This window comes from Methanofollis tationis (assembly GCF_013377755.1).
In the GTDB taxonomy this organism is placed as follows: domain Archaea; phylum Halobacteriota; class Methanomicrobia; order Methanomicrobiales; family Methanofollaceae; genus Methanofollis; species Methanofollis tationis.
On sequence record NZ_JABXWR010000001.1, the window covers coordinates 500,174 to 521,030 of the forward strand.

23 protein-coding genes are annotated in these 20,857 nt (G+C 65.1%); 18 read left to right on the plus strand and 5 right to left on the minus strand.

Translation table 11 applies throughout. The features are described 5' to 3' along the window. Positions 1–4 precede the first annotated feature (4 nt). From gatE to HWN36_RS02655, 4 genes are all read right to left on the minus strand, one after another. Complete coding sequence (gatE, locus tag HWN36_RS02640; RefSeq protein ID WP_176787944.1) at positions 5–1,834, minus strand: Glu-tRNA(Gln) amidotransferase subunit GatE; 1,830 nt, start codon at positions 1,832–1,834, stop codon at positions 5–7. After that, positions 1,824–3,065 (minus strand): Glu-tRNA(Gln) amidotransferase subunit GatD, encoded by a 1,242-nt coding sequence (gene gatD / locus HWN36_RS02645; RefSeq protein WP_176787945.1) that lies wholly within the window; start codon positions 3,063–3,065, stop codon positions 1,824–1,826. Before gatD ends, gatE begins: the two co-directional genes overlap by 11 nt. After that, positions 3,058–4,542: an argininosuccinate lyase gene (gene argH, locus HWN36_RS02650; RefSeq protein ID WP_176787946.1), complete on the minus strand. Its 1,485-nt coding sequence runs from the start codon at positions 4,540–4,542 to the stop codon at positions 3,058–3,060. Before argH ends, gatD begins: the two co-directional genes overlap by 8 nt. A 106-nt stretch (positions 4,543–4,648) precedes the next feature. Continuing rightward, a complete protein-coding gene (locus tag HWN36_RS02655; protein WP_176787947.1) occupies positions 4,649–5,182 on the minus strand; it encodes a helix-turn-helix domain-containing protein in 534 nt (177 codons plus the stop codon). 179 nt (positions 5,183–5,361) lie between these two features. On the opposite strand from HWN36_RS02655, the gene HWN36_RS02660 reads away from it, so the two are divergent. The 13 genes from HWN36_RS02660 to HWN36_RS02720 all read left to right on the plus strand — a co-directional run bounded on the left by HWN36_RS02660 (position 5,362) and on the right by HWN36_RS02720 (position 15,590). After that, entirely contained in the window at positions 5,362–6,573 is a 1,212-nt protein-coding gene (locus tag HWN36_RS02660; RefSeq protein WP_176787948.1) for an ABC transporter substrate-binding protein, read from the plus strand. After that, positions 6,570–7,331 (plus strand): ABC transporter permease, encoded by a 762-nt coding sequence (locus HWN36_RS02665; RefSeq protein ID WP_176787949.1) that lies wholly within the window; start codon positions 6,570–6,572, stop codon positions 7,329–7,331. Before HWN36_RS02660 ends, HWN36_RS02665 begins: the two co-directional genes overlap by 4 nt. Positions 7,332–7,344: 13 nt before the next feature. Continuing rightward, positions 7,345–8,106 carry an ABC transporter ATP-binding protein gene (locus HWN36_RS02670; protein ID WP_176787950.1) on the plus strand — a complete coding sequence of 254 codons (762 nt, stop codon included), beginning with the start codon at positions 7,345–7,347 and terminating at the stop codon, positions 8,104–8,106. 61 nt (positions 8,107–8,167) lie between these two features. Continuing rightward, positions 8,168–8,680 carry a 50S ribosomal protein L16 gene (locus HWN36_RS02675; protein ID WP_176787951.1) on the plus strand — a complete coding sequence of 171 codons (513 nt, stop codon included), beginning with the start codon at positions 8,168–8,170 and terminating at the stop codon, positions 8,678–8,680. 92 nt (positions 8,681–8,772) lie between these two features. Further along, the gene (locus HWN36_RS02680) at positions 8,773–9,606 is read left to right on the plus strand and encodes a fumarate hydratase (RefSeq protein ID WP_176787952.1); all 834 of its coding nucleotides are present in this window, start codon (positions 8,773–8,775) and stop codon (positions 9,604–9,606) included. Next, complete coding sequence (locus HWN36_RS02685; protein ID WP_176787953.1) at positions 9,603–10,145, plus strand: FumA C-terminus/TtdB family hydratase beta subunit; 543 nt, start codon at positions 9,603–9,605, stop codon at positions 10,143–10,145. The genes HWN36_RS02680 and HWN36_RS02685 overlap by 4 nt, the downstream gene beginning before the upstream one ends. Positions 10,146–10,160: 15 nt before the next feature. Then, positions 10,161–10,433, plus strand: a complete 273-nt coding sequence (locus tag HWN36_RS02690) for a 4Fe-4S dicluster domain-containing protein (protein WP_176787954.1) — start codon at positions 10,161–10,163, stop codon at positions 10,431–10,433. Continuing rightward, entirely contained in the window at positions 10,430–11,530 is a 1,101-nt protein-coding gene (locus HWN36_RS02695; protein WP_176787955.1) for a 2-oxoacid:acceptor oxidoreductase subunit alpha, read from the plus strand. The genes HWN36_RS02690 and HWN36_RS02695 overlap by 4 nt, the downstream gene beginning before the upstream one ends. Continuing rightward, positions 11,527–12,315 carry a thiamine pyrophosphate-dependent enzyme gene (locus HWN36_RS02700; protein ID WP_176787956.1) on the plus strand — a complete coding sequence of 263 codons (789 nt, stop codon included), beginning with the start codon at positions 11,527–11,529 and terminating at the stop codon, positions 12,313–12,315. Before HWN36_RS02695 ends, HWN36_RS02700 begins: the two co-directional genes overlap by 4 nt. Next, entirely contained in the window at positions 12,312–12,851 is a 540-nt protein-coding gene (locus tag HWN36_RS02705; protein ID WP_176787957.1) for a 2-oxoacid:acceptor oxidoreductase family protein, read from the plus strand. Before HWN36_RS02700 ends, HWN36_RS02705 begins: the two co-directional genes overlap by 4 nt. Then, the gene (locus tag HWN36_RS02710; RefSeq protein WP_176787958.1) at positions 12,848–13,933 is read left to right on the plus strand and encodes a succinate--CoA ligase subunit beta; all 1,086 of its coding nucleotides are present in this window, start codon (positions 12,848–12,850) and stop codon (positions 13,931–13,933) included. The genes HWN36_RS02705 and HWN36_RS02710 overlap by 4 nt, the downstream gene beginning before the upstream one ends. Then, entirely contained in the window at positions 13,930–14,796 is an 867-nt protein-coding gene (gene sucD / locus HWN36_RS02715; protein ID WP_176787959.1) for a succinate--CoA ligase subunit alpha, read from the plus strand. Before HWN36_RS02710 ends, sucD begins: the two co-directional genes overlap by 4 nt. Continuing rightward, positions 14,793–15,590, plus strand: coding sequence for a DNA integrity scanning protein DisA nucleotide-binding domain protein (locus HWN36_RS02720; protein WP_176787960.1), 798 nt, complete (start codon positions 14,793–14,795; stop codon positions 15,588–15,590). Before sucD ends, HWN36_RS02720 begins: the two co-directional genes overlap by 4 nt. A 477-nt stretch (positions 15,591–16,067) precedes the next feature. Here the strand turns inward: HWN36_RS02720 and HWN36_RS02725 are convergent, their stop codons facing one another. After that, positions 16,068–16,220, minus strand: a complete 153-nt coding sequence (locus HWN36_RS02725; RefSeq protein WP_176787961.1) for a hypothetical protein — start codon at positions 16,218–16,220, stop codon at positions 16,068–16,070. Positions 16,221–16,248: 28 nt separating this feature from the next. Between HWN36_RS02725 and HWN36_RS02730 the strand changes: the two genes are divergently transcribed. The 5 genes from HWN36_RS02730 (at position 16,249) to HWN36_RS02750 (ending at position 20,679) form a co-directional block, all read left to right on the plus strand. Further along, positions 16,249–17,745: an MFS transporter gene (locus HWN36_RS02730; protein WP_176787962.1), complete on the plus strand. Its 1,497-nt coding sequence runs from the start codon at positions 16,249–16,251 to the stop codon at positions 17,743–17,745. 77 nt (positions 17,746–17,822) lie between these two features. Continuing rightward, a complete protein-coding gene (locus HWN36_RS02735; protein WP_176787963.1) occupies positions 17,823–18,692 on the plus strand; it encodes a cupin domain-containing protein in 870 nt (289 codons plus the stop codon). An 89-nt stretch (positions 18,693–18,781) separates the two neighbouring features. Then, positions 18,782–19,294 carry a GNAT family N-acetyltransferase gene (locus HWN36_RS02740; RefSeq protein ID WP_176787964.1) on the plus strand — a complete coding sequence of 171 codons (513 nt, stop codon included), beginning with the start codon at positions 18,782–18,784 and terminating at the stop codon, positions 19,292–19,294. Between the two features lie 63 nt (positions 19,295–19,357). Beyond that, positions 19,358–20,134 carry a DUF169 domain-containing protein gene (locus tag HWN36_RS02745; protein WP_176787965.1) on the plus strand — a complete coding sequence of 259 codons (777 nt, stop codon included), beginning with the start codon at positions 19,358–19,360 and terminating at the stop codon, positions 20,132–20,134. Positions 20,135–20,160: 26 nt separating this feature from the next. Next, positions 20,161–20,679 (plus strand): DUF6653 family protein, encoded by a 519-nt coding sequence (locus HWN36_RS02750; protein ID WP_176787966.1) that lies wholly within the window; start codon positions 20,161–20,163, stop codon positions 20,677–20,679. Positions 20,680–20,857 lie beyond the last annotated feature (178 nt).

The following is a 20,857-nucleotide window of genomic DNA, read 5'->3' on the forward strand; positions in this document are numbered from 1 at the left end:
TTGCTCAGATCACCCGGGAAATTTCCTGCCGCAGGGCTTCGCTCACTTTCTTCCCGTCGACCTTGCCGCGGGCCTCCTCCATGACAAGCCCCATTAAGGGGCCGAGGGCGCGCATCCCTTTCTCCCGGACGAACTCGATGCGATCGGCGACGATCGTCTGTACAAGAGCGGCGAGATCGGTGTCGCTCATCCCGCCCGCATGCGCACCGATGGCGTCGGCCACCGGCGTGCCGGCGGCGATCCCGGTGAGGATCTCGGGGACCGCCTCCTTTGCAACCGTTTCGTCTTCGACTGCCTGAAGGACCGCAAGGATCTCGGCGGGGGCGAGCCGTTCCACGGCGACGCCGTCCCGCCCCAGCTCCTTGAGGGTGGCGAGGACCGTCCGGGCGGCCAGGTTCGGCCTGATCCCGGCGTCGACCGCCGCCCTGAAGAGGGGGAGGCTCTCAGAGTACGCCACCTGATGTGCAAGGGCGGCGTCGAGGCCGTAATCGGTCTCGAAGCGGGCCGCAAGGTCAGAGAGAAGTTCGGGCACCCCGACTGCATCCCAGAGGGTGCCGGTGATCGCCACCGGGAAGACGTCGGTCTCCGGGTACATCCGGGCGGCGCCGGGCAGGGGGCGCATATAGGCGGTGCTCCCTTCTTCGAGCATCTTCCTGGTCTCCTCGGGGACCCCTTCGAGGGCGAGGCGGGCGCGGTGCCTGACCTGTTTTGCGCCGCACTCGGTCTTCTTCCGGTCTCCGGCGATCAGGATGACGGCGTCCTCGTCGGCGACGCCGAGGTGGCGGCGGAGGCTCTCGACCTCGTCGGCGGTCACCCCGTAGGCCGGGAGTTCGTCGGTGTGGAAGATCCCGCCGAGCCCGCACTTCTTCACGTAGTCCGAGATCTCCGAGCCGAGCCTGCGGCCGGGCTGGATCTCGCGGCCGACCATCCCGGCGTAGCCGTGGAGGACGACCGCGAGGATCGCCTTCGCCTTCTTCAGGATCGAGGACTTCGTCCCCGCGAAGAGGGCGGTGACGTCGTGCGTCTCCTGGCCGACCGCAGCATGGCGGGCGAGGAGTTCGTCGCGGATGGCGAGCAGGTTCATCTGCCGCTGCGCCTCCCGGCGGACGACCTCGGCGATGAGGTCGAGTTCCTGCACGCCCTTGATCTCGACCCGCGCCCCCTCCCTGATCGAGACGTTGATGTCCTGCCGGATCGTCCCGAGACCCCGCTTCACCTTGCCGGTGGAGCGGAGGACCATGCCGATGTATTCGGCCGTCCCCTGGACGTCTTCGGGGGTGAACATGCAGGGGGCGGTGGTGATCTCGACGAGCGGGATGCCCAGGCGGTCCAGGGAGAAGGTGCTCCCCTCGACCCGCTGCGCCGCCTCTTCTTCAAGGCAGATCGTCTCGATGACCCCGCCGTTCGGGAGGACGCCGCCCATGGCGACGAGGGCCGTCCGCTGGAACCCGCTGGTGTTCGAGCCGTCGATGACGAGTTTTCGCATCGTGTGCACCTGCTCTACCGGGTGCATCGCAAAGGTCCTGGCGATGGTGAGGGCAATCCCCAGGGCCTCCTGGTTCATCGGGGCCGGGGGCTCCTCGTCGTTCTCCACCAGGCAGGTGGTGTCGTAGGTGAGGTAGTGGAACTGCCGCAGGTCCATCATCTCCTCGGCCGCCGCCCGGTCGATCTCGCCCATCTCCGAGACGGTCGCATGGAGGTAGCGGAAGAACTCGCCGGTGTGCTCCTCGGTCTTGCGCAAGGCCGTCGGGCAGCGGCAGAAGAGTTTCTCGGCCGTGTCGAGCTGCTGGTGGATCTCGATCCCGGCCTTGAGCCCGAGCGCCTTATAGTCCATGTTCAGACCTCCTCCGGATCTCGCCTTTCAGGTCGGTCGCCATCAGCCTCCGCACCTCTTCGGGGTCGGACTCGTTCCCGAGCACCCACATCAGTTTGGTGAGCGCCGCCTCAGGGAGCATGTCCTCGCCCTCGACCACGCCGGCGGCGAGCAGGTCGCGGCCGGTGTCGTAGACGCGGTCGCAGACGCGGCCGTGCAGGCACTGCGAGGTCATCACCACGGTGGTGCCGGCGTCGATCAGGTCCCGCACCGCCCCGATGCACCCGGTCGAGACATGGCCGAGGCCGGTGCCGGCGATGACCAGGCCGCGGTAGCCCTCGTAGGCCCTGACGATCTCCGCTGCCATGCCGGGGTAGAAGGCGAGCAGGCCGCAGCGCTCTTCGAGGCGGTCGCGGAGCGCGAGGGCTGAGGCGCCCCGGCGCACCGCGTCATCGGAGAGGGTGACGGCAAGTGAGGGAAAGTCCACCCGCCCGATCGGGGCCATGTCGTGGCTCTGGAAGGCGTCTCTCCGTGAGGTGTGCATCTTTCGCACCCGCGTCCCCCGGTGAAGGGCACAGTAATCGTCGTTCGTGGTGGCGTGCATCGCCACGGCGACCTCGCCGAGGTCTGAGCCTGCGGCGGCGGCGGCGCACATGGCGTTCATGATGTTGTCCGAGCTCGGGCGGTCGGCCGAACGCTGCGAGCCGACGAAGACCACCGGCACCGGGGTTTCGAGCATGTACGAGACCGCCGAGGCCGAGTAGGCCATCGTGTCGGTGCCGTGGGTGACGATCACGCCGCGGGCGCCGCCCCTGACCGCCGCGTGGATGGAGCGGGCAAGATCCTGCCAGATCGCCGGCGTCATGTTCTCAGAGAGGATGGTGGCGAGCACCTCGGCGCGGTAACGGCCGATCGAGGAGAGGCCCGGGATCGCCCTGAGGATATCGTCGGCGGTGAACTGGCTCGTCACCGCTCCGGTCCGGTAGTCGATCTTCGATGCGATCGTCCCGCCGGTGGAGATGATCGCAAACCCGGGAAGGCTCTCGTCCTGCTCGACCGCAACGGGTGTGGGCACCGCCGTTCCCCCGTTCTTCCGAACGAGGGTGCAGGTCGCCGGGTCCACCCCGATGTTGTAGCCGCTGCCCAGTTTGAGGACGGCCATGCCGTCGCGGTCCGTGATATAGATCCCTTCCACCGGGTGGCCCCGGCAGGAGGCGGCGACGATGTCGCCGGTCGAAAATGCTTCACTCATGCTCTGCAAGCCTCCCGGCTTCCACAATCAGTCCGGCGATCGCCGTTGCGACCGCCTCTTTTCGTGCGGCCGCCGCCGCCTCGTCCCCGGCGAGCAGGCGCCGCCGCTCCGCGATCGCCCTGGTCGTCTCTGAGGGCGCCGGCCCGCCGATCGCCTTTCTTTCAGCGACGGAAAACGCGGGATCGAGCGCCGCAGCGACGCGCTCGGCCGTCAGCCCCTGCCCGCAGAGCGAGAGCCCGGCGACCTCCTGTGCCGCCGCTTCCAGGGTGGCGAGGTCGAGTGCGCCCATCTTCACCGCCCGCCCGACGATCGAGTGCGCCGTCCTGAAGGGGAGGCCGTATTCCCGCACCATCACGTCGGCGAGTTCGGTCGCCGTCGAGAACCCGCAGCCCGATTCCGCCGCCATCCGGTCGGGGTGGAAGGTCGCCGTCGCCAGCATCCCGCGCAGGACGCCGAGGCTCTGGTGCGCCGCCTCCACGCCGCGCCAGAGGTGCGGGGTGAGCTCCTGCAGGTCGCGGTTGTAACTCATCGGCAGCCCCTTCGTGATCGTCAGGGCGGCGACGAGCGAGCCCGCAACGGTCCCGGCCTTCGCCCGCATGATCTCGGCGGTGTCCGGGTTCTTCTTCTGGGGCATGATCGAACTTGTCGAGGAGTAGCCGTCGGCCAGGGTGACGAACCTGACAAAAGCGGTGCTCCAGACGACCATCTCCTCGCAGAGACGGCTTACCGTCGCCATCTGGACGGCGCAGGCGGAAAGCGCCTCAAGGGCGAAATCACGCGTCGAGACGGCGTCCATTGAGTTGCCCATCGGCCGCTCGAATCCCAGGAGGGCGGCGGTCATCTCCCGGTCGATCGCAAACCCCGTCGAGGCGAAGGCGGCCGCACCGAGGGGGCACTCGTTTGCCCGGTCATAGGCGCCAAGAAGCCGCCCACCGTCGCGGCCGAGCGCCGCCTCGTAGGCGAGGAGGTGGTGGGCGAGCGTGGTGGGCTGGGCATGCTGGAGGTGAGTGAAGCCCGGCATGATCGTCTCCGTATGCTCGCCGGCGAGGTCGAGCAGGAGCCCCCGAAGGCGGCAGGTCTCCTCGACCAGGGCGATCAGGTCGTCGCGCAGGCGCATCCTGATGCAGGTCGCCACCTCGTCGTTCCTGGACCTGGCCATATGGAGGCGCCCCCCGAAGGCCTCGCCGACCTGTCCGATCAGCACCGCTTCCTTGCCGGCGTGGATGTCCTCGAAACGCTCGTCGTAGGCTTCTGCCGGGATACCGTCACGGTAGAAGCCGATGAGGGCCCGCATCAGCGCCTCGGCCGCCGCGCGGTCGATGATCCCCTGACGGGAGAGCATCAGGAGGTGGGCCATATCCACCAGCACGTCCATATCGGCGATCTCGCGATCGGCCGCCATCGAGGAGAGGAAATGCATCACCTCGCCTGTCCGGTCGTCGCTGAGCCTGCCCCGCCGCACCAGATCTCGTTGCATTGTATATAGGGTTGAGGTTTCAGACGAAATGAATCTGTGGGGATGAACGGAATGGCGTGAGGGGGCGATGGGGATGGCGTGCTCTCCCCTCAGGGCCGCCAGCCCCTCACAGCCACGCCTTCCGCGCCGCCGCCTCGATGGCGCGCTGCACGCTGTCTTTCGGGATGATCGTCGTCACCGGGATCCTGACCACCTGCTCGATGGTGGAGGAGGCGATCGGTGCGCAGACGACGGCGATCGCCCCCTCCCGCTCGGCGCGCACGGCGGCGACGATGGCGTCCTCGAAGGTGTGGACCGGGTACTCGCGGACCCTGACCTGCTGGCCGTCGATCACCGCCGTCCTCTCCTGGATGGACTCGAGCACGTAGCGGGCGGCGATCAGCCCGATGAACGCCTCCTCCGAGGGGCGGGAGAAGGCCCGGACGGCGTTGAGGATCATCCGCAGGGTCGAGAGGGTCGGGGAACGCTTGCCGTTGAGGATCTTATAGAGGGTGCTCTGTGCGATCCCGCTCTTCTCGGAGAGTTCGCGCACGCTCACCCGCAGGTCGTTTTTGAGGATGTGCTGGAGGGTCTGTATGAACTCTTCATCCGACAGGAGGGCGGCGTGGAAGAGGCGGTCAAGGGGGTTTGCCTGGATCATGGATGGGTACAGATGTGACAATTCCTTGAGGATATAGGTTCTCCTGTCCAGGCCGGGTGACGACATCGGGGAAAAGTTCCAGTACATGAGGGCACAAAGTGTCAAAATCGTGCCGCATCGTCCGCAATCGGGATGCCCAATAAGGATTTTTAAATACCAGCAGGGAAGAACGATTCCCCATGACCAGAAAGATTCTTGTCGCCGCCCTGATCTCTGCGATCATCGCGGTGCTCTTTGTCGCCGGATGCACCGGCGAGGGGCCCTCGACCGGTGGAGAGACCACGGTGGACGTGATCTACGCCGCCACCGGCCCGATGCCGATGCTCCTCTCGACCGACCAGATCGACGGCTACATGGCATGGCAGCCCTTCGTCGCCGTCGCCACCGTGAGCGGCATCGGCAAAGTGGTCTCGTACTCGCAGGACATGCCGCCCGCAGGCATGTGGACCGACCACACCTGCTGCGCCTTCGCGGCCCGCACCGACATCATGCAGGAGCGCCCTGATCTCGTCAACGCCTTCTCGGCGCTCACGATCGCTGCAAACGACTATATCAAGCAGAACCCGGACAAAGCCGCTGAACTCAGCGCCGACTGGCTCTACGGCAAGGACGACATGACCTTTGGCAACGTGACCGTGAACTCGGTGGACGTGCTCAAGGCCTCGATCCCGACCCTGAAGTTCACCAGCGACCCCTCGGAGGCCTGGATCCAGAGCAACGACAACTTCGTCGTCTCGCTGCGCGAACTCGGCTACATCACCGGTTCCTTGAAGGATGCGGACACCGCCACCGTCCACAGCGAACTCTACGACTTCAGCCCCTATGAACAGGCGAAGGCGATGCTTGCAAACGGCTCGATCACGACCCCGGCCAGCGCCGGCACGATTGCTCTGGGCTACCTGCCCTCTGACCACCACGCCGCCCTCTTCGTTGCCGTCAAGGACTGGCAGTACTTCAACGACACCTACGGCATCGCCCTCAAGCCCGCATCCGAAGGCTCGGGCGCCGTCGATACCGCCGACCTGATCGTCAACGGCGCGAAGGTCGCCACCGTCAAACTCGTGAAGGGCGAGGGCGGTTCGCAGCTGATGACCCTGGCCGCCCAGGACACGATCCAGTTCGCCTTCGTCGGCACCCCGCCAGCGATCACCGCTATCGACAAAGGAACACCTATAAAGATTCTCCACCCATTACAGACGGAAGGATCGGGCCTTGTTGTTTCAGCCGATGCACCTGCCAACGACTGGCAGAGTTTCATCGCATGGGCAGAACAGCGTGCGGCTGAAGGTAAGCCTCTGAAGATTGCGTCACCGCCCAAGGGCTCGATCCAGGACGTGCAGCTCCGCGCCGCACTCGGAGACAGCAATGTGGTGGTGAACGAAGCGCAATGAGAAAGTACCTGAAAATTGTCCTTCCCATCATCCTCATTTTTGGATGGGAAACCGTTGCGATCCTCCTGAACAACCCGTTTATTCTACCCAGGATCGAGACGGTCGTTGCCGTCCTGCTCGAGCCGACGAAAAACATCCTGGGGAGCGGCAGTCTTCTCGAAGGCGCCGGGCTCAGTTTGTACCGCGTCCTCCTCGGCTTCCTGACCGCCGCCGCCGTCGCCATACCCCTGGGCATCCTGATGGGCAGGTACCCGATGGTGCAGGACCTTGCCGATGGGGTGATCCAGGTCTTCAGACCGATCCCCCCGCTCGCCTGGCTCCCGGTCGCCCTCGCGTGGTTCAAGATCGGGCTCACCTCGATCGTCTTCATCATCTTCATCGGGGCGTTCTTCCCGATCGTGCTCAACACGATCGCCGGGGTCAAGAGCGTGAACCGGACCTGGCTTGAGACGGCGACGGTCTACGGGGCAAGCGGACGGCAGATCATGACGAAGGTCGTCCTGCCGGCCGCCGCCCCCACGATCTGGACGGGCTTGCGCGTCAGCCTCGGGATCGCATGGCAGTGCGTGGTGGCGGCCGAGATGCTGCCCGGCACCACTTCGGGCCTCGGCTACATGATCATGGCCGCCTACAACCTCGGCCAGATGCAGGTGATCATCGCCGGCATGATCGTGATCGGCTTCATCTCCCTCGTCCTCGACGCCCTCTTCAGGGAGGTCGAGGTGCGGATGTTTGCGTGGCAGGGGCGGTACCAGTGAGGAGGAAGAGCAGATGGAACTGAACGTCGAGCACATCAGCAAATCCTTTGTCACGAGCAAAGGCGAGCGGGTCGACGCCCTCGGCGACGTCACCTTCACCATACGGGATAAGGAGTTCGTCTGCATCGTCGGCCCCTCGGGGTGCGGCAAGACGACGCTTCTCCGGATCATCGCGGGCCTGGACACGCCGACCGGCGGAAAGGCCGAACTCGGTGGGAAAGAGATCGTCGGCCCCTCGCCGAAGATGGCGATGATCTTCCAGGAGTACTCGCTCTATCCCTGGCGGACGGTGCTGGACAACATCGCCTTCGGCCTTGAGGTCCAGGGGGTGGAGAAAGATGCGCGCTATGCGGCCGCACGGAAATATCTCCACCTCGTCGGCCTCGACGAGTTCGAGACCTCGTACCCGTACGAGCTCTCCGGCGGGATGCGCCAGCGGGTGGCGGTGGCGCGTGCGCTCGCCGTCGAGCCCGCGGTGCTCCTGATGGACGAGCCCTTCGGGGCGCTGGATGCCCAGACCAGGAACGCGATGCAGACCGAACTCCTCGAGATCTGGGAGAAGACGAAGAAGATCGTGATCTTCGTGACGCATTCGGTGGACGAAGCTGTTTTCCTCTCTGACCGCATATTTGTCCTCTCGACCCGTCCGTCGAAGATCAGGGAGATCGTCGACGTCCCCCTCGCGAGGCCGCGAGACCGGACGAGCGTCGAGTTCGCGCAGGTGAGGAGATATGTCCTCGCTCTGATCCAGAACACGGGAGAATCCTCCCAGTAACCTTTATTACGAAAAATCTCCATGTTATAAAGCACTAACTTACGGCGAGGCGTTGTGAGATATGGTACGAAAACCAGGAGTAATGTACAGGAATCTCGCTAAGAAGGCATACACCAGGCGAGAATATATGGGCGGTGTGCCCGGCAGCAAGATTGTTCAGTTCGAAATGGGCAACCCCGGGGCGCAGTTCCCGGCCGAAGCGACCCTTCAGGTTGTCGAGGGCTGTCAGATCCGTCACACCGCTCTCGAAGCGGCGCGTATTAACATCAACAGGCGCCTGATGAAGGATGTGGGGCGTGCGAACTATCACCTCAAGCTCCGCACCTACCCTCACCATGTGCTGCGTGAGAACAAACAGGCGACCGGCGCCGGTGCAGACCGTGTCTCAGAAGGGATGCGGCTTGCGTTCGGCAAGGCGGTCGGTACGGCCGCCCGGGTGATCCCGGGTCAGAAGGTCTTTACCGTCTACACCAGCCCGCAGTACCTCGAGAAGGCGAAGGACGCCCTCAAGCACGGCGGCTACAAGCTCCCGACGCCCATCCGCATTGTTATCTCAGAGAAAAATCAGAACTAAACGGTTTTTCTTTCCCTTCTTTTTTCTCTTTTCGGAGGGAAAAGGGAGAGGGACAGCATATTTTTTAGCCCTGTCATCCATTATAAGCGATGATGGAGAGAGGGGCATCCAGACTTTTAGAAGCGGTGGCTTCTGCGACCGCATCTGCGCTTGAGGAAGCAGAGACCACGCTTCCGGCCGACGTGCTGGGGGCGATCGAAGGGGCGCTCGAACGGGAGAGAAACCCGATCGCCCGCACTCAGATCGAGAACATCCTGGAGAATGTGCGCTATGCCGGCGAGCATGCGCTGCCCATCTGCCAGGACACCGGGGTGCCGGTCGTCTACCTGACCCTGCCGCCGACGGTGCCGTTCACCCCTGAACTTCGTGAAGCGGTGGCCGAAGGGGTGCGGCGGGCGACGGTGGCGGTCCCCCTCCGCCCGAACGTGGTCGATCCCCTCACCCGGCAGAACACCGGGGACAACACCGGCGGCGGGATGCCGGCCGTCCACGTGACGCCGGGCGACGACCTGACGATCACCGTTCTTCCCAAGGGGGCGGGCGCCGAGAACTGTTCGCGGATCGCGATGCTCCTCCCCTCGCAGGTCGGGTCTGTCGCACGGTTTGCGACCGAGACCGTCCTGCTCGCGGGCGGAAAACCCTGTCCGCCGGTGGTGCTCGGGATCGGGATCGGTTCGACCTTCGACGGGGCGGCGGCGCGGGCGAAAGAGGCGCTCCTTCTCTCGATCGATACGATGACGCCGTACGAACAGGAGATCTGCGACGCCGTCAACGCTCTCTGCATCGGGCCGATGGGGCTGGGCGGAGACGTGACCGCCCTTGCCGTGAAGGTGCGGCAGGGGCACTGCCACACCGCATCCCTGCCGGTGGCGGTGAACGTCCAGTGCTGGGCGCACCGGCGGGCGACCAGGAGGGTGGCAGTATGATCCATCTCACCACGCCCCTCGGCGACGAGGTGCTCTCCTTGCGGGCCGGGGATGCGGTCACCCTCTCGGGCACGGTGTACACGGCGCGGGACGAGGCGCACCTGCGCATGATGGAGGATGGCATCCCCTTCGATCCGCGGGGGGCTGCTGTCTACCACTGCGGCCCGGTGATCGCCGATGGCCGGGTCGTTGCCGCAGGCCCGACCACCTCGGCGCGCATGAACGATCTCTCGGGTTTTCTCCTGGACGCAGGGGTGCGCGCCCTCATCGGGAAGGGCGGCATGGGGCCGGCGGTGCGGGAGGGGCTTTCTGGCCGCGGCGTCTATCTTGCCTTCACCGGCGGGTGCGCCGCCCTGGCCGCCGCACGCATGCGTCTTGTGGGCGTCTATTACGAGGATCTCGGCATGGCCGAGGCGGTCTGGCAGATCGAACTCGACCACCTGCCCCTGATCGTCGGGATCGACGCCTGCGGAGGAGACCTCTTTGCCGACGTGGGACAGGAGGCGAAGATACATTTTGAACAGCGGTTCAATACATAAAGAAGGATCCCTGACATGAAGCTGATGATCGACGAGACCAGGTGCAAAGGCTGCAACCTCTGCACCCTGGTCTGCCCGTATAAAATCTTCCAGGAGGGCACGACGCCGAACCGGAGGGGCGTCGTGGTGCCGGTTCTCGACCGGCCCGAACGGTGCACGAACTCCCGCCTGCAGAAACTCTACGGGCGGGTGCTCTGCGGCGTCTGCCAGATGATCTGCCCGGACCAGGCGATCCGCTGGGTGGAAGAGAAGCCCTACAACCCTGAAAAGGTGGTGATTGAGTATTGACGCGGCTTGAATTCATGCAGGGGAACACCGCCTGCGCAGAAGGGGCGCTCGCTGCCGGCTGCCGGTTTTTCGGCGGGTATCCGATCACCCCGTCCACCGAGATCGCCGAACTGATGGCGCGCAAGATGCCGAAGGTCGGCGGGGCGTTCATCCAGATGGAGGACGAACTCGCCAGCATCGCTTCGGTGATCGGGGCGTCGTGGACGGGCGCGCGCGCCATGACGGCGACCTCGGGCCCCGGGTTCTCCCTGATGATGGAGAACATCGGGTATGCGATCATGACCGAGACCCCGTGCGTGGTCGTCGACGTCCAGCGTGGGGGGCCGAGCACCGGCCAGCCGACGCGGGCGGCGCAGGGCGATATGATGCAGTGCCGTTTCGGCTCGCACGGCGACGTGAGCGTCATCGCCGTCAGCCCGGCCTCGGTGCAGGAGATGTACGAACTGACGGCGAAGGCCTTCAACCTCGCCGACCGTTACCGCGTCCCGACCTTTGTGATGACCGACGAGATCATCGGGCACATGCGCGAGCGGATCGAGATCCCGGACGCCGTCGAGATCGTGCCCCGCAGGCCCCTCGAAAAGGGCTCGCTCCCCTTCGCCGCCGGCGAGGACGGCGTGCCGGGTTTCCCGGCATTCGGCCAGGGTTACGGGGTCCACGTGACCGGCCTCACCCACGACGAGCGCGGCTACCCCTCGTCGACCGACCCGCACGTCCACGAGCGCCTGGTCTCCCGCCTGGTCAATAAGGTCGAGGGGGCGCGCCAGGAGATGGCCGATTTCGCGGTGACGAACCCGGACGCCGAGGTCGTGTTCATCTCGTACGGCGCCCCGGTGCGCTCGGTGGCGCAGGCGATCCACGATATGGACGACGAACGCGTCGGCCACCTGCGGCTGCGGGTCGTCTGGCCCTTCCCTGACTTCGCCCTTGCCGTCTTCAAATCCGCACGGGTCTTCCTGATGCCAGAACTGAACCTCGGGCAGATGGCGCGGGAGGCGGCCAGGCACACGACTGTCCCGGTCGTTTCGGTCCCGGAGATCGGGGGCGAACTGCATACGCCCGACCGGTTGATCGCCTGTGCGGAGGGATATCTATGAACTACCAGGACTGGTTCCGCCAGGACCGCCTGCCCCATATCTACTGCACGGGCTGCGGGAACGGGACGGTGATCAACTGCACCCTCAATGCCGTGAACGCCATGGGCTGGACGCCGGAGAACACGGTCTTCGTCTCAGGGATCGGGTGCTCGTCCCGTGCACCCGGGTATATCGTCACCGATTCCCTCCACACCACCCACGGGCGGGCGATCCCCTTTGCAACCGGGGTGAAACTCTCCCGCCCAGACCTCCATGTGGTGGTCTTCACCGGAGACGGCGACCTCGCCGCCATCGGAGGCAACCACTTCATCCACGCCTGCCGCAGGAATATCGACCTGACGGTGGTCTGCATGAACAACTTCATCTACGGGATGACCGGCGGACAGGGGAGCCCGTGCACGCCCCTCGGGGCGGTCTCGACGACGACGCCGTACGGCTGCAACGAGCCCCCGTTCGACCTCGCCGCCCTTGCGGTGGCGGCCGGGGCGAACCATGTCGCCCGCTGGACCTCGTACCACGTGAAGGAACTGACGAAGGCGATCCATGACGGGCTCGAGACGCCGGGCTTCTCCCTGATCGAGGCGGTCGTCCAGTGCCCGACCGGATATGGCCGGAAAAACAAACTGCGCGATGCTGCGGCGATGGTCGGCTGGATGCGCGACCACGCCGTCCTGAGGCAGCGGTGGCAGCGGATGCAGGATGAGGGCACGCCCCTTCCGCCGGGAGCGTTCCCGGTTGGCGAGTTCGTGCGGCGGAACAGGCCTGCAATGGGGGTGCCGAAATGAGGCATGAAGTGCGGTTCTCGGGCTTTGGCGGGCAGGGGATCATCCTCTCGGCGGTGATCCTGGGCCGGGCCGCCGCCATCCACGACGGCAAATACGCCGTGCAGACGCAGGTCTACGGCCCTGAGGCCCGCGGCGGGGCCTCGATGAGCGCCGTGATCATCGACGACGACCCGATCCTCTACCCTGAGGTGACGAGCCCTGACATCTACGTGATCATGTCACAGGAAGGTTTCCTGAAATACGGCGCCGGCGCCCCGGAGAGCGCTGTGATGCTTCTCGACGCCGAACTGGTGCAGGACCGGCCGAAATGCCAGTATTACGCGGTGGCGGCGACCTACGAGGCGAAAAACACCCTTAAAAAGGTGATCGTCGCAAACATCGTGATGCTCGGGGCGCTGGTCGCGGCGACGGGTGTCGTATCCGAGGCGGCGATCGAGAAGGCCGTTCTCGACTCGGTCCCGAAGGGCACCGAGGACCTCAATATGCGGGCGCTGAGGCTCGGCTTCGACCTCGGCAGAAAGGAGCGTGAAGGATGAAACTGCTTGAGTTTGAAGCGAAAGACGTGTTTGCCAGGGAAGGGATCAGGATACCGAAGGGCGTCGTCGTCAGGAAGGGCGAGGGCCTCCCCCCCCACCTGGAGGAGATCGGGGACCGGGTCGTCGTCAAGGCGCAGGTGGACGTCGGCGGCCGCGGCAAGGCCGGCGGTGTCCTGATGGCCGACGCCGGGAATGCGGGCGAGGCGGTGCAGCACCTCTTCGGGGCCACGATCAAGGGCGTTCCGGTCAACAGCGTCCTCATCGAGGAGCGCCTCCCGATCGAGCACGAGTATTACGTCTCGATCGCCATCGACCGCTCGAAGAAAGAGCCGGTGATCCTCTTCGCCGATACCGGCGGGGTAAACATCGAGGAGACAGCAAAGACGAACCCGGACGCGATCAGGACGGTTGCGGTCTCCCCCCTGTTTGCTGACGTCCCGGCGTTTCTCCTGCGGGAGCTGACCGGCACCGCCCCGGCAGGGGTGCGGGACGCCGTGAACCGGCTCTACCGGGTCTTCTGCAAGAACGACGCCCTGCTCGCCGAGATAAACCCCCTGGTCACCACACCGAACGGGATCTATGCCGCCGATGCGAAGCTGATCATCGACGACAACAGCCTTGCGCGGCAGGGGATCGCGGTCAACCGCGACCTCACCGAGCGGGAGAAGGAGGCCGAGAAGCATGGCTTCTCCTACGTGGAACTCGAGGGCGAGATCGGGGTGATCGGCAACGGCGCCGGGCTTACGATGGCGACCCTCGACCTGATCGACCACTTCAGGGGCCGGGCGGCGAACTTTCTGGACGTCGGCGGCGGTGCCGACCAGGAGCGGGTGAAGCATGCAGTCCGCCTGGTCGCCGGGATGCCCTCGGTGCGGGTGATCATCGTCAACCTGCTCGGCGGGATCACGCGCTGCGACGAGGTCGCCCGCGGGATCATCGAGGCCGGGGTCTCGCAGGAGGTGATCGTCCGCCTGGCCGGGACGAACGAGGAGGAGGGACGACGACTCCTCGCGGAGAAGGGATACCGGATGCTCGGGAGCATGGACGAGACCGTCAGGGCGGCCGTGGAGGCGACAGCATGATCTACGGGGATAAGAACAGCGGGACGATCGTCTGGGGGGCCACCGGGAGGCAGGGCTCCTTCCACATCAACCTGATGAACGAGTACGCCCGCTCGGTCGGCGGGCGCGGGGTCGTCGCCGGCGTGACGCCCGGCAAGGGCGGACAGGAGGTCTGCGGCGTGCCGGTCTACACCTCGGCGAAGGAGGCGCTCGCCGAGCAGGACGCCGAGACGGCCGTGATCTTCGTGCCGGCCGGAGCGGCCGGGGATGCGATCATGGAGGCCGCCCATGCGGGCCTGGACCTTGCCGTGGCGATCACCGAGCATATCCCGGTGCACGACGCGATGCGGGCGATCGCCTATGCAGAGATCTGCGGGTGCGCCGTGATCGGCCCCAACTGCCCGGGGCTGCTCTCGCCTGGCGAGCAGAAACTCGGGATCATGCCGGCCCACCTGGCGACCAGGGGGCATGTCGGGGTGATCTCCCGGAGCGGCACCCTCACCTACGAGGTCGTCGACGAACTGACGCGGGCCGGGATCGGGCAGTCGACGATCGTGGGGATCGGCGGCGACCCGGTGATCGGCCAGACCTTCGCCGATGTCCTCGCCCAATTCGAGGAGGACCCGGAGACCGAGGCGGTCGTCTTGATCGGCGAGGTCGGCGGGAACCTGGAGGAGGAGGGTGTCCGCTCGACCGACCTTCCGATTGTATCCTATATCGCGGGCGTCACCGCCCCGCCGAACAAGCGGATGGGGCATGCGGGAGCGATCATCGAGGGTGGCGAGGGCGATGCCCGCTCGAAGATCGAGCGGCTGAAGACCCTGGGAGTCCCGGTTGCGTCCAGGCCGTCGGAGATCCCTGGTATGCTGCGTGACCTCCTATGAATGATGAACTCCTGATGCATGCCGGGATCCAGATCGCCGAGGAGATCGGGGCGCGGGCGATCGTCTCCTTCACCCGCCCGTGCACCTGCCAGTCGAAGGTGCCGTTGATCTGGGTGCAGGACCTCAAACTCGACATCCTGCGGGACCTGACGATGTACGAGATCGTCTCGGTCTGCGAGCACCATATGCTCGACGCCGCCGTCCAGATCTACCTGACGAAGCGGTTTGAGGAGGGGACCGTGGTCGCCGTCTTCCAGTATGCGGTCCTGATCTTCGACCTGGAGCGGGTGCGGAACTTCGTGGACCTCACGAGTTATGAGGACATCGTCGATAAGGACGTGATGTACTCCGTCCTCAAGCTGGCGATGGAAATCGCCGTCGAGGGGCGGGAGGGCCGGAAGATCGGGACCGCCTTTATCATCGGCGACGCCGCGGCGATCGCCTCTCACTCGCACCAGGCGATCCTCAACCCGTACCTGGGGCACCCGGCGGCTCTCCGGGATATCAAGAACCGCGAAAACTGGGAGAGCGTCAAGGAGTTCGCCCAGCTCGACGGCATCTTCATCGTCGATAAGAGCGGGATGATCGCCACGGCCGGGAGTTACATGGACGTGAACGCAAAGGACGTCCACCTCCCCGGCGGGCTTGGCGGGCGCCACCGGGCGACGGCGGCGATCACCGCCGTGATGCCGGCCGTCGGGGTGACGGTCTCGGAGAGCGGTGGGCTGGTGCGGGTGTTCCGGGACGGGGCGTGCACGATCACGATCCGGTCGGATATCAGGATCTCGGGGTGAGGGTGCCTTCGCCGGGTGGCGGACTTCCTGAATGAGTTTGCCCCCTCTTCCTTTTTTATGACGGCGGCGTTCTGCTCGCTGTGAGCTGGGGCATTTCGGCCCTGAGAACCACGAACCACGATTGAAGAGCGCCTGATCGGTTGCCTCGCCGGAGACAATCGAGATCTGGATGAACGAGGATCATGGATCGCGGGAGACCATGCCCGCCGGCATGCTCCCCACCCCGGTCCCGATGCCGCACAATTGAGCACAGATCTGTTGGGAGGCTCGCATACCATCGTTGCCGCTGAAATCATCAGGCCCTCCCTCCCCCACTCACTCTTTAAGCCTCTAAGAGGCATCCACTGCTACCGGGACGGGGCGTTCACCGAACCCGGCCTGACAAAAGAGACGGCCATCGAGAAATACGCTCCCGCGGTGGCGGGAATCATCGCGTCCCTCCCGACGGCCTCCGCCCTCCTCGCACGGGGGAGGGCATCACCCCAGAGAGGCGAAGATGCAGGGAGCGCTCCGGGCGTCGTCTCCCTGCACCCCCCGCCTGAAGGGGATCCCGCACGCCTTCACGCAGGGGCGGGGGGGGTGCCGGGATATTCCCCCTCCGCCCTGCACGATAAAAACCAGATGATTCATTACCGGCGAATCTCATACCGTTCGTCATATGGGAAAGACGAACACTACCTCGTCGAAGAGTTACCTTTTATTGATTTTCTCCATCTCCCTTGCGATCTTCATGTCGTCGCTCGACGGCACGATCGTCAATATCGCCCTCCCGACGATCTCCGAGTCCTTCGGCGTCTCGACGAGCGCCGTCACCTGGGTCGCCACCGCATACCTCCTCGTCATGGCGGGGTGCGTGCTGATCTTCGGCAAAATTTCTGATTTCATCGGATATAAGAGAATATTTCTCTCCGGTTTTGTCGTCTTCACCCTCGGCTCTTTTGCCTGTGGCTTCCTCCCCGAACTGCTCGACTCGTTCTACGTCCTCGTGGGGTCGCGGGCGTTCCAGGGCATCGGCGGGGCGATGATCTCGGCGATCGCCCCCGCGATGGTCACGGCCTTCATCCCGATGGAGCAGAAGGGAAAAGCGATGGGCATTATCATGACCGTCGCAGCGCTCGGCACGGCGATCGGCCCCACGATCGGGGGTCTGCTCACCCAGTATATCTCATGGCACTGGATCTTCTTCATCAACGTCCCGATCGGCATCCTCTCCGTGATCGTCGGGATGAAGGCGATCCCGGGCCAGAGCGACCGGAATGCAACACTTTCAGGCTTCGACCGGTCAGGTGCGGCATTCATCTTCATCGGCCTTGCTGCCCTCCTCTTTGCCGTGTCGGAGGGCGAGGTGCTGGGATGGACCTCGCCGGCGATCCTGGTCTCGGGTGCGGTGGCGGCGGTCTCGCTCGGCCTCTTCGTCTGGCGCGAACTGCACGCCGCTGAACCCCTTCTTGAACTGGGGCTCTTTGGGAAGAGGAACTTCCTCCTCACCAACCTGATCCTGGTGCTGGTCTTCTTCGGCTTCTCCGGCATCAACTACCTGCTGCCGTTTTACCTCCAGTACGTCCTGGGCTATGAGATCTCCGCGGCCGGGATGGTCCTCACCTCCCTCTCGTTTGCGATGATGGTCTCGGGTCTTGCGGCCGGGCTCCTGTACAACCGTGTCGGGGGCAGAATACTCGCCATCGCTGCGGCGGCGATCATCGCGGCCGGGTATTCTATGATGACCCATCTCCAGGCGAATACCACCATCGCCTATGTCGTGGCCGCCCTGATCGTCATCGGGTTCGGTCTCGGCCTGATGGTCACCCCGGTCTCGAATATGATCATGAACTCGGTCGCGAAGAGATACCAGGGGATGGTCTCGAGCCTGACGAGCCTGGAGCGGTTCGCCCCGATGACGATCGGGATCGCGATCTTCAACCTGATCTTCGTCCAGGGCGTGCTGCGGATCGCCGAGAACCGGGATATCACCATGCAGTCTCCCGTAGAGGTGAAGATGCACCTGTTATCTGCAGGTTTTGACATCGCCTTTTTTGGTGCGTTCATCGTCGCCGTCGTGGTGCTGGTCCTTGCATTCCTTGCACGGCAGGAGGTTCATCCCGATTATCTCGACGCCGGGGATGAGGGGGCACCTGAGATCGGGATGATGATCTGAACGGGCAGAGCCCTTCCCGCGGTTATACCGCTACCGCGGACAACTGATTTATTTTTCCCGGTGCAGAGTATCTACCCATGCAGAGGATTCTCTTTCTCATCTTCGCCTGCGTCCTCCTCTCTGCGGGGTGCCTCACGGCGAGCCCCCCTCAGGCAGAGGAGGGAGAGGGCGTCCGCCTGATCACGCCGCCGGAAGGCTTTGCCATCTTCGGCGGTCAGGGCACTTACACCGGGATCATCGGCGACGAGACGCCCGATATCCGGACAAACTACAGCATGGGCCTGGTCGCCATCCCGGCGGGCAATGCAACGTCCCCGCACCGGTTGATCGGGAGCGCGGAGTTTGTCCACGTGATCGCCGGTGCGGCGGAGATCAGGTGCGACAACAGCACGGTCGTCGCCCGCGAGGGCGAGACCGTCCTCCTGTCCGAAGGGGTGCTGCAGTCGATCGCCGCCGCCGGCGATCGCGAACTCCGGTATATCGACGCCGTCTCTCCGCCCTTTGCGGCGGCGAACGAGGTCTCGGGGGAGGGACTGGCGGCGCTCACCGTCACGACGGCCTGCGTGCCGGTCGTCATCCCTGACCCGCGGCAGGGGATCGAGTGGGACCTCGGGTCTGAGATGATGATCTACACCCTTGCAAACTCGGTGCTGATGGACGAGATCAGCTTCCCGCTCCCGTACAGCGTCGCATATGTCGAACTTCTCCCCGGCGGTTCGATCGGGTTCAACCGGCTCAACCGGTCGTCCGAGGTGATCGTCGTGCTCGGCGGCGAGGTCGAGGTCTTCACCCCTGATGCGGGATCGGTCCGGGTGCCGACCGGGAGCGCCGCCTATGTTCCCCCCGGTCAGGTGAAGGGCTACCGGAACGTTGCAGCGTCGAACGCGACGCTCCTGAGTTTCGTCGACCCGGCATGGACGCCTGAAGGGACGGCCATGCTGGAGTGACGGTCCCCTCTCCTTTTTTTAGACTATGCAGGCGCCTGCAGCAGATCTCTTTATCGGACGGCAGATGCCAGATCGATCAGGTGGCTCCCATGCATCGTCCAACCCCCACATCCGTCCTCCGCGACTGGACCCCCGATGACGCCGTCTCCCTCTGCCGTCATGCCGACAACCCGCGGATCGCCCGCTGCATGCGGGACGCATTCCCCCACCCCTATACGCCGGGCGATGCTGAACGGTTCATTGCGATGGCGACGCAGAACTGCTCCGCCCTCCTGCTGGCAATCGAGGTGGACGGCGAGGCGGTGGGGGGCATCGGCGTTCACCCCCTCGCCGACGTCTACCGCGGGACGGCCGAGATCGGCTACTGGCTCTCAGAGGAGCACTGGGACAGGGGGATCGCCACCGATGCGGTTCGTGCGATGATCCCGCTCGCCTTCGACCTATTCCCGATCGTCCGTCTCCAGGCAGGCGTTTTCGAGAGCAAACCGGCGTCGATGCGGGTGCTGGAGAAGTGCGGTTTCTGCCTCGAAGCCGTCCACCGTTCGGCGATCACAAAGGACGGCGTGGTCATGGACGAGCATCTCTCCGCCCTGCTGAAATGAGAAGGCCGTCGATACCTTTCTCTTCCGGGCCGCCCACCCCCTCTCCATGAGAGGTGAATATGCATGACCCACTCAGCCGTTTCTGAGATCGGCGGGCGGCTTGCCGGGGCGTTTCGGCTCTCGGCAGCGCCCCTCGCCATATGCGGCTCCGAGGAGGCGCCGGCCGACGCCGTCCCCCTCCCGTCGGTCCACCGCTGCATCGCCGTCGCCATGTATCGCATGGCAACGGGCAGGACGGACGCCCCTGCATTCTATCTTGGCGAAGAGGCGAATGCGGGGTGCTGCCCTGGCGGCCTCGCCCATATGGGGCTTGCCGGACGTTCAGAAGATATCCGCTGGTTTGTCTCCACCGGACGGTCTGACGTGCGGGGCGGTGCGGCCGAGTACCTGAAGGCCGACCCCGCACTCGTCGGCGCCTGTTTCGAGCGGGCCGGGCCGGTCACCCCGCCCGGGCGCTACCTGGTGATCAGGCCCTGCCTGAGCGTTCTGGGGGACACCCCTGTGCGGTCGATCTGCCTCTTCGGCACCGCCGAGGCGGTCAGGAACATCGCCGCCCTCGTCCACTTCGACCGCCCCGACCCCTTCTCCCCGGTACTCGCCCCCTGGGGGCCGGCATGTGCGACCTTCGTCTCCTATCCGGCCGGCATGGCCGCCGGAGCCCCGCGAGACGCTGCTTTCATGGGCCCCACCGACCCGACGGTAAACCATGCCCTGCCGCCCGAGGTCCTGGCCATCGGCATCCCGGTCACAGTGGCCAGGCGCATGGTCGAGAACCTCGACGCCTCCTTTGTGGTCAGGCGGCCGCGGGTGGCGTTCCCTGAGCGCGGGCGCAACCTGTAAATCTCGCCATCGTCAAGAGTTCGTTCGTGACGATAGAGCGAACCATCGCCTCGGCCTTCCAGATGGACGAGGAGACCTGGGCCAGGCACGCAAACCCGTGGAGCGTCTGGACCAGGAACACCGTCCTCCCGCTCCTGATCCTTGCCTTCTGGAGCCGTGTGTGGCTGGGCCTGTGGTCTCTGCTCCCGATCGCCGTTGCGGGGATCTGGACCTGGATCAACCCCCGGCTCTTTGTCCGCCCCGAATCGACGGAGAACTGGGCATCGAAGGCGGTGCTCGGCGAACGGGTCTGGCTGAACCGGAAGGCGGTGCCGGTGCCCGGGCGCCACCGCAGGGCGCCGAAGATCCTCTCGGCGTGCTCGGGTATCGGGATGCTCTCTGTGATCTGGGGCGTCTACGCCCTCGAAGTCTGGCCCCCCCTCTTCGGCGCTGCGGTCGTCTACCTGAGCAAACTCTGGTTCCTGGACCGGATGGTCTGGCTGTACGAGGACATGAAGGACATGGCGCCCGAATACCGGAGCTGGCTCTACACGGAGGAGAGTTGAGGGGGGCGATCCTTCCTTCCTCTCCAGGCCCAGCCGGTTGCCCTGAACCCTCACTTGTTTCCGCCCAGCACCTCGTCCCAGTAGCGATTGACCGCCGCCCGGCCCCTCACCCCGATCGGGTCGTCTCCAGCGGGATATAGGGTGCGAAGGTCAGGGGGAACTAACCCCTCGCGCGAGA